6 protein-coding genes are annotated in these 6,173 nt (G+C 73.8%); 5 read left to right on the forward strand and 1 reads right to left on the reverse strand.

What is annotated here, in order from left to right; translation table 11 throughout:
* Window positions 1-44 precede the first annotated feature (44 nt).
* Complete coding sequence (murA, locus tag ACFRQN_RS39305; protein ID WP_049653446.1) at window positions 45-1,385, reverse strand: UDP-N-acetylglucosamine 1-carboxyvinyltransferase; 1,341 nt, start codon at window positions 1,383-1,385, stop codon at window positions 45-47.
* Window positions 1,386-1,685: 300 nt separating this feature from the next.
* Between murA and ACFRQN_RS39310 the strand changes: the two genes are divergently transcribed.
* From ACFRQN_RS39310 to ACFRQN_RS39330, 5 genes are all read left to right on the forward strand, one after another.
* The gene (locus tag ACFRQN_RS39310; protein ID WP_375874779.1) at window positions 1,686-2,270 is read left to right on the forward strand and encodes a YqgE/AlgH family protein; all 585 of its coding nucleotides are present in this window, start codon (window positions 1,686-1,688) and stop codon (window positions 2,268-2,270) included.
* A 63-nt stretch (window positions 2,271-2,333) separates the two neighbouring features.
* Window positions 2,334-2,612 (forward strand): DUF3039 domain-containing protein, encoded by a 279-nt coding sequence (locus tag ACFRQN_RS39315; RefSeq protein WP_049653451.1) that lies wholly within the window; start codon window positions 2,334-2,336, stop codon window positions 2,610-2,612.
* A 91-nt stretch (window positions 2,613-2,703) separates the two neighbouring features.
* Window positions 2,704-4,314 (forward strand): beta-N-acetylhexosaminidase, encoded by a 1,611-nt coding sequence (locus tag ACFRQN_RS39320; protein WP_074005025.1) that lies wholly within the window; start codon window positions 2,704-2,706, stop codon window positions 4,312-4,314.
* A 357-nt stretch (window positions 4,315-4,671) separates the two neighbouring features.
* Window positions 4,672-5,538: a xanthine dehydrogenase family protein subunit M gene (locus ACFRQN_RS39325; RefSeq protein ID WP_049659370.1), complete on the forward strand. Its 867-nt coding sequence runs from the start codon at window positions 4,672-4,674 to the stop codon at window positions 5,536-5,538.
* The coding region (locus tag ACFRQN_RS39330) for a (2Fe-2S)-binding protein (protein WP_380745424.1) at window positions 5,535-6,173 on the forward strand (639 nt) is incomplete at its 3' end. The genes ACFRQN_RS39325 and ACFRQN_RS39330, both read left to right, overlap by 4 nt.

Below are 6,173 nucleotides of genomic sequence, written 5' to 3' on the forward strand. Positions count from 1 at the left end.
CCCCACTGGGGAGCCCGGCCTCTCGCCGTTGTGTGCTCGGACCGTCAGGCGTCGACCAGCTGCTCGCTGGGCAGCTCGACGTGGGCGCCCAGGTCGCGCAGCTTGTCCATGAAGTTCTCGTAGCCGCGGTTGATCAGGTCGATGCCGTGCACGGTCGAGGTGCCCTCGGCCGCCAGCGCCGCGATCAGGTACGAGAAGCCGCCGCGCAGGTCCGGGATGACCAGCTCGGAGCCGATCAGCTTGGACGGGCCGGAGACGACCGCGGAGTGCAGGAAGTTGCGGGCCCCGAAGCGGCACGGGGTGCCGCCCAGGCACTCGCGGTAGAGCTGGATGTGCGCGCCCATCTGGTTCAGCGCGCCGGTGAAGCCGAGCCGCGACTCGTACACCGTCTCGTGGACGATGGACAGGCCGGTGGCCTGGGTCAGCGCGACCACCAGCGGCTGCTGCCAGTCGGTCTGGAAGCCCGGGTGCACGTCGGTCTCCAGGGCGATCGCCTTGAGCTCGCCGCCCGGGTGCCAGAAGCGGATGCCCTCGTCGTCCACCTCGAAGGCGCCGCCGACCTTCCGGAAGGTGTTCAGGAAGGTCATCATCTCCAGCTGGCGGGCGCCGCGGACGTAGATGTCGCCCTTGGTCGCCAGCGCCGCGCAGGCCCAGGAGGCGGCCTCCAGGCGGTCCGGCAGCGCGCGGTGGTTGTAGCCGTTCAGCTCGTCCACACCGGTGATCAGGATCGTCCGGTCGGTGCCCAGGGTGATGATCGCGCCCATCTTCTGCAGCACGCAGATCAGGTCGACGATCTCCGGCTCGATGGCCGCGTTGCGCAGCTCGGTGACGCCCTCGGCGAGCACCGCGGTGAGCAGCACCTGCTCGGTCGCACCGACCGAGGGGTAGGGCAGCTCGATCTTGGTGCCGCGCAGCCGCTGCGGGGCCACCAGGTAGGTGCCCTGCGGGTGCTTCTCGATGCTGGCGCCGAACTGGCGCAGCACCTCGAAGTGGAAGTCGACGGGGCGGCCGCCGATGTCGCAGCCGCCCAGGCCGGGGATGAAGGCGTGGCCGAGGCGGTGCAGCAGCGGGCCGCAGAACAGGATCGGGATCCGCGAGGAGCCGGCGTGCGCGTCGATGTCCGCGACGTTGGCGCTCTCGACGTGCGAGGGGTCGAGGATCAGCTCGCCGTCCTCGTCACCGGTGCGCACGGTCACGCCGTGCAGCTGCAGCAGGCCGCGGACCACCTTGACGTCGCGGATGTCCGGGACGTTGCGCAGTCTGCTGGGGCCCTGCCCGAGGAGGGCGGCGACCATGGCCTTGGGCACCAGGTTCTTCGCTCCGCGGACGCGGATCTCGCCTTCGAGCGGGTTTCCGCCGTGGACCAGCAGGACGTCGTCGGTCATCGTTCTCGCAATCCGGGGTGCCAGAGGAGTCGGGGGGAGGGCTCCGGGAGAGAGCCGGTGGTGGACCGGTCGTACGGGCGCGTTCGGGCCCCCGGCGAAACCGAGTCGGCACCGTATAAAGGCGTCCACCAGACGTAGATGGTAGTAGGCGTGCCGTTGGTTCCCGTGAGCCTCTCCCGTGATGGTGCTCTCTCCGGGCCCGGGCCCGCCCCCCGGTACGGCCGTACGGGTGTTCGTGGGCGTGGCCGTTTCCGGGCGTTGCGGTGTCCGAGCGGTGCGGTTCTGCGGGATCATGTGGGCATGACGGCGGCCCATTCGCACGGAGGCCGGTCCCAGACCGGCCGTCTGCTCGTCGCGACGCCCCTGCTCACCGACCCGAACTTCGCGCGGGCGGTGGTGCTGCTCCTCGACCACGACGTCGAGGGGGCGCTCGGCGTGGTCCTGAACCGGCCGACGCCGGTCGAGGTGGGCAGTGTGCTGGACGGCTGGAACAGACTCGTCGGACAGCCGGCCGTGGTCTTCCAGGGCGGCCCGGTGGCGCTGGACTCGGCGCTCGGCCTCGCGGTGGCGCCGGGGGAGCCGGGCACCGGCGAGCCGCTCGGCTGGCGCCGGGTGCACGGCGCGATCGGCCTGGTGGACCTGGAGGCGCCGCCCGAGGTGCTGGCCGGCGAACTGGGCAGCCTGCGGATCTTCGCCGGGTACGCCGGGTGGTCGCCCGGGCAGCTGGAGGCGGAGCTGGAGAGCGGCGCCTGGTACCTGGTGGACTGCGAGCCGGGGGACGTCTCCAGCCCCGAGCCGGAGCGGCTGTGGCGCTCGGTGCTGCGCCGCCAGCGCGGCCCGCTCGCCCTGCTGGCGACCTACCCGGACGACCCGACGATGAACTGAGCCGACCGGCCCGGAGCCGCGACACTGGCCGGGTTTCCGGAGGCGCCCATAGACTTGGCACCCATGAGCACTCTTGAGCCCGAGCGCGGCCTCGGCACCGGCACCCTGGTCGAGCCCGTCCCGCAGGTGTCCCACGGGGACGGCGACCACGAGCGCTTCGCGCACTACGTCCAGAAGGACAAGATCATGGAGAGCGCGCTCTCGGGGTCCCCCGTGGTGGCGCTCTGCGGCAAGGTGTGGGTGCCCGGCCGCGACCCGAAGAAGTACCCGGTCTGCCCGATGTGCAAGGAGATCTACGACGGCATCGGCAAGCCGCAGGGCGGCGACGGCGACAAGAAGTAGTCCGCGGCGCCCCGCACAACGCCGTTTTGCATAGCACCAGGGTTCCCCTGGTGGTCTATGCCAATCGTCGGGGCGTGGGCAGGATGTCGGAATGGACCTCATTCCCGCACCTTCGAGTGCCGCCCGCCGCCCGGACGAGGACTATCCGCTCGACGCCGCCACCACGCTGACCGCACCCCCCGCGCTGGCCGACGCCGAGCGCTGGCTGCGGGCCACGCTCTCCGCCGCCACCGGGCTGCCGCTCGGCCCGGGCCGGCCGGGCGCGGGCATCGAGCTGGTCCAGGACGGGACGCTCGCCGCCGAGGCGTACCGGATCACGGTGCGCCCCGGCCACGCCCTGCTCGCCGCGGGCGGCCCGGCCGGCGCGCTGTGGGGCGCGCAGACCCTGCGGCAGCTGCTCGGGCCGGACGCCTACCGCCGCTCGCCGCTGCGCCACGAGGGCTGGGTGCTGCCCGGCGCCGACATCGAGGACGCCCCCCGGTTCGGCTGGCGCGGCGCGCTGCTCGACGTCGCCCGGCACTTCCTGCCCAAGGCGGACGTGCTGCGCTTCGTCGACCTGCTGGCCGCGCACAAGCTCAACGTGCTGCACCTGCACCTGACCGACGACCAGGGGTGGCGGGTCGAGATCAAGCGCTACCCGAGGCTGACCGCGCGCGGTTCCTGGCGGGACCGCTCGATGGTCGGGTACCGGGCCGGACAGCGCCGCGACGACCGCCCGCACGGCGGCTTCTACACCCAGGACGACCTGCGCGAGATCGTCGCCTACGCGGCCGCCCGCGGGATCACCGTCGTCCCGGAGATCGACCTGCCCGGCCACACCCAGGCCGCCGTCGCCGCCTACCCCGAGCTGGGCAACACCGACGTGGTGGACACCGCCGCGCTCGGGGTGTGGACCGACTGGGGGGTGAGCCACAACGTGCTCAACGCCTCCGAGGAGACCCTGCGCTTCTTCGAGGGCGTGCTGGAGGAGGTCCTGGAGCTCTTCCCGTCCGAGTTCGTCCACCTCGGCGGCGACGAGTGCCCCAAGGAGCAGTGGAAGGACAGCGCCGCCGCGCAGGCGCGGATCCGCGAGCTGGGCCTGGCCAACGAGGACGAACTGCAGAGCCACCTGATCCGGCACTTCGACCGCTGGCTGGCCGAGCGCGGCCGCCGGCTGATCGGCTGGGACGAGATCCTGGAGGGCGGGCTCGCGCCCGGCGCCGCGGTCTCCTCCTGGCGCGGCTTCGGCGGCGGGATCGCCGCCGCGAAGGCCGGGCACGACGTGGTGATGTGCCCCGAGCAGCACGTCTACTTCGACCACCGGCAGGCGGACGGGCCGGACGAGCCGATCCCGGTCGGCTTCGTGCGCACGCTGGAGGACGTCTACCGGTTCGAGCCCGTCCCGAAGCAGCTGGACGAGGCCGCCGCCCGGCACGTGATCGGCACCCAGGCCAACCTGTGGAGCGAGTTCATGGACAGCGCCCGGGACATCGACTACCGGGCCTTCCCCCGGCTGGTCGCCTTCGCCGAGGTCGCCTGGTCCGCGCTGCCCGCCGAGCCGGCCGAGCGGGACTTCGCCGGTTTCGAGCGGCGGCTGACGACCCACCTGAAGGCGCTGGACGCGCTCGGCGTCGAGTACCGCCCGGCCGACGGGCCGCACCCGTGGCAGCGCTGGCCCGCCCCGGCCGGCCGGCCGATCGAGGGCCCGCCGCCGGTCCGTTAGGGCGTGTCCCGGGGGCCCTTTCCGGGGCCGCCGGGACCCCCGTGACACGCCCCGGTCGTGCTGACCGGGAACTTCTGAGCGGTCATCGGACGTCAAGAACTGATGAACATCTGCCCTGGCCCGGAGCGGGTCGGGGCAGATACCGCCCGGTATCGGTCCCAATCGGGCAGCCCCGTTCACCGGCCCCGAAATGATCATCGAGCATTGTGTGCCAGAGTTGCCCAACCCGGCCCGATCGCCCGTACCCTACGGGCCAGGCCGGGCTGCTGACGCAGGACGGCACGGCCGCAGGCCGGCGGGCGGCAGGCGATCGATGAGCAAGTGGAGCACGGTGGGACCCAGGTGAACCGGACGATCATGCTGCCGGCCTCCCTCGACGAGGCCGTCGACGCGCTGGCCGCCGCTCCGGCCGCGGTACCGGTGGCCGGAGCCACCGACCTGATGGAGGCCGTCAACGCCGGCCGCTTGCGCCCCGCCGCCCTGGTCGGCCTCGGCCGGATCACCGAACTGCGGGGCTGGCGCTACGAGGACGGCGGCACCGCCGTACTCGGCGCCGGACTCACCCACGCCCGGATGGACCGCCCCGACTTCGCCGCGCTCATCCCCGCGCTCGCCGACGCCGCCCGCACCGCCGGCCCGCCGCAGGTCCGCAACGTCGGCACCCTCGGCGGGAACATCGTCACCGCCGCCCCGGCCGGCGACACCCTCCCGGTGCTCACCGCGCTGGAGGCCGGCGTGACCCTGACCCGGGCCGGGGGCACCCGCGAGGTGCCGGTCAGTCACCTGCTCACCGGACTCGACCCGGTGCGCCCCGGCGAACTGCTCACCTGGGTGCGCGTCCCGCTGCTGCACGCCCCGCAGGTCTTCCTCAAGGCCACCGGCCGCAGCGGCCCGGCCCGCGCCACCGCCTCCGTCGCCCTCGTCCTCGACCCGGCCAGGCGCTCGGTGCGCTGCGCCGTCGGGGCCGTCGCACCGGTGCCGCTGCGCCCGCTGGAAGCCGAGGCCTGGGTCGCCGGCTGCATCGACTGGGACGGCAGCCGGGAGATCGACCCGGCCGCGACCGCCGCCTTCGGCGAGTACGTGGCCGCCGCCTGCGTCCCCGACGACTACGGCGCCGAGGGCGCCTGGGAGGCCGTGACCGAGGGGCCGACAGCGGCCGCCGTTCGGCTGCGGCGTACCGTATCGGTGCTGGCCCGACGGGCGCTGGGAAGGGTGCTGAAGTGACCACAGACCCCATCGAGACCCTCGACGCCGACCCGCTCGGCCTCTCCCCGCAGGTCAGCCGCGAGCTGCGCCCGTGCGCCTCGTACACGCTGCGGGTCAACGGTTTCGAACGGCCCGTCACCGACGCCTGGATCGGCGAGAGCCTGCTCTACGTGCTGCGCGAGCGGCTCGGCCTGGCCGGCGCCAAGGACGGCTGCGAGCAGGGCGAGTGCGGGGCCTGCTCGGTGCAGGTGGACGGCCAGCTGGTGGCCGGCTGCCTGGTGCCCGCCGCGCTGGCCGCCGACAGCGAGATCAACACCGTCGAGGGCCTGTCGGCCGCCGGCGGCGCGAGCGCCGTCCAGCAGGCGCTGGCCGCCTCCGGCGCCGTCCAGTGCGGCTACTGCACCCCCGGCATGGCGATGGCGGTGCACGACCTGCTCCAACGCAACCACCGGCCCACCGAGGTGGAGGCCCGTCAGGCCCTGTGCGGCAACCTCTGCCGCTGCACCGGCTACCGGGGCGTGCTGGCCGCCGTCCAGACCGTCGCGGACGCCCGCGCGCTGGAGGCCGAGCAGGCGGAGGAGGCCGCCGAGGCCGCCGCCGCGCAGGCCGCCGCCGGGCCCGCCGCCGAGGCGCCGGCCGAGCCGGTCGCCGAG

This window comes from Kitasatospora sp. NPDC056800, from assembly GCF_042789775.1.
GTDB lineage: Bacteria > Actinomycetota > Actinomycetes > Streptomycetales > Streptomycetaceae > Kitasatospora.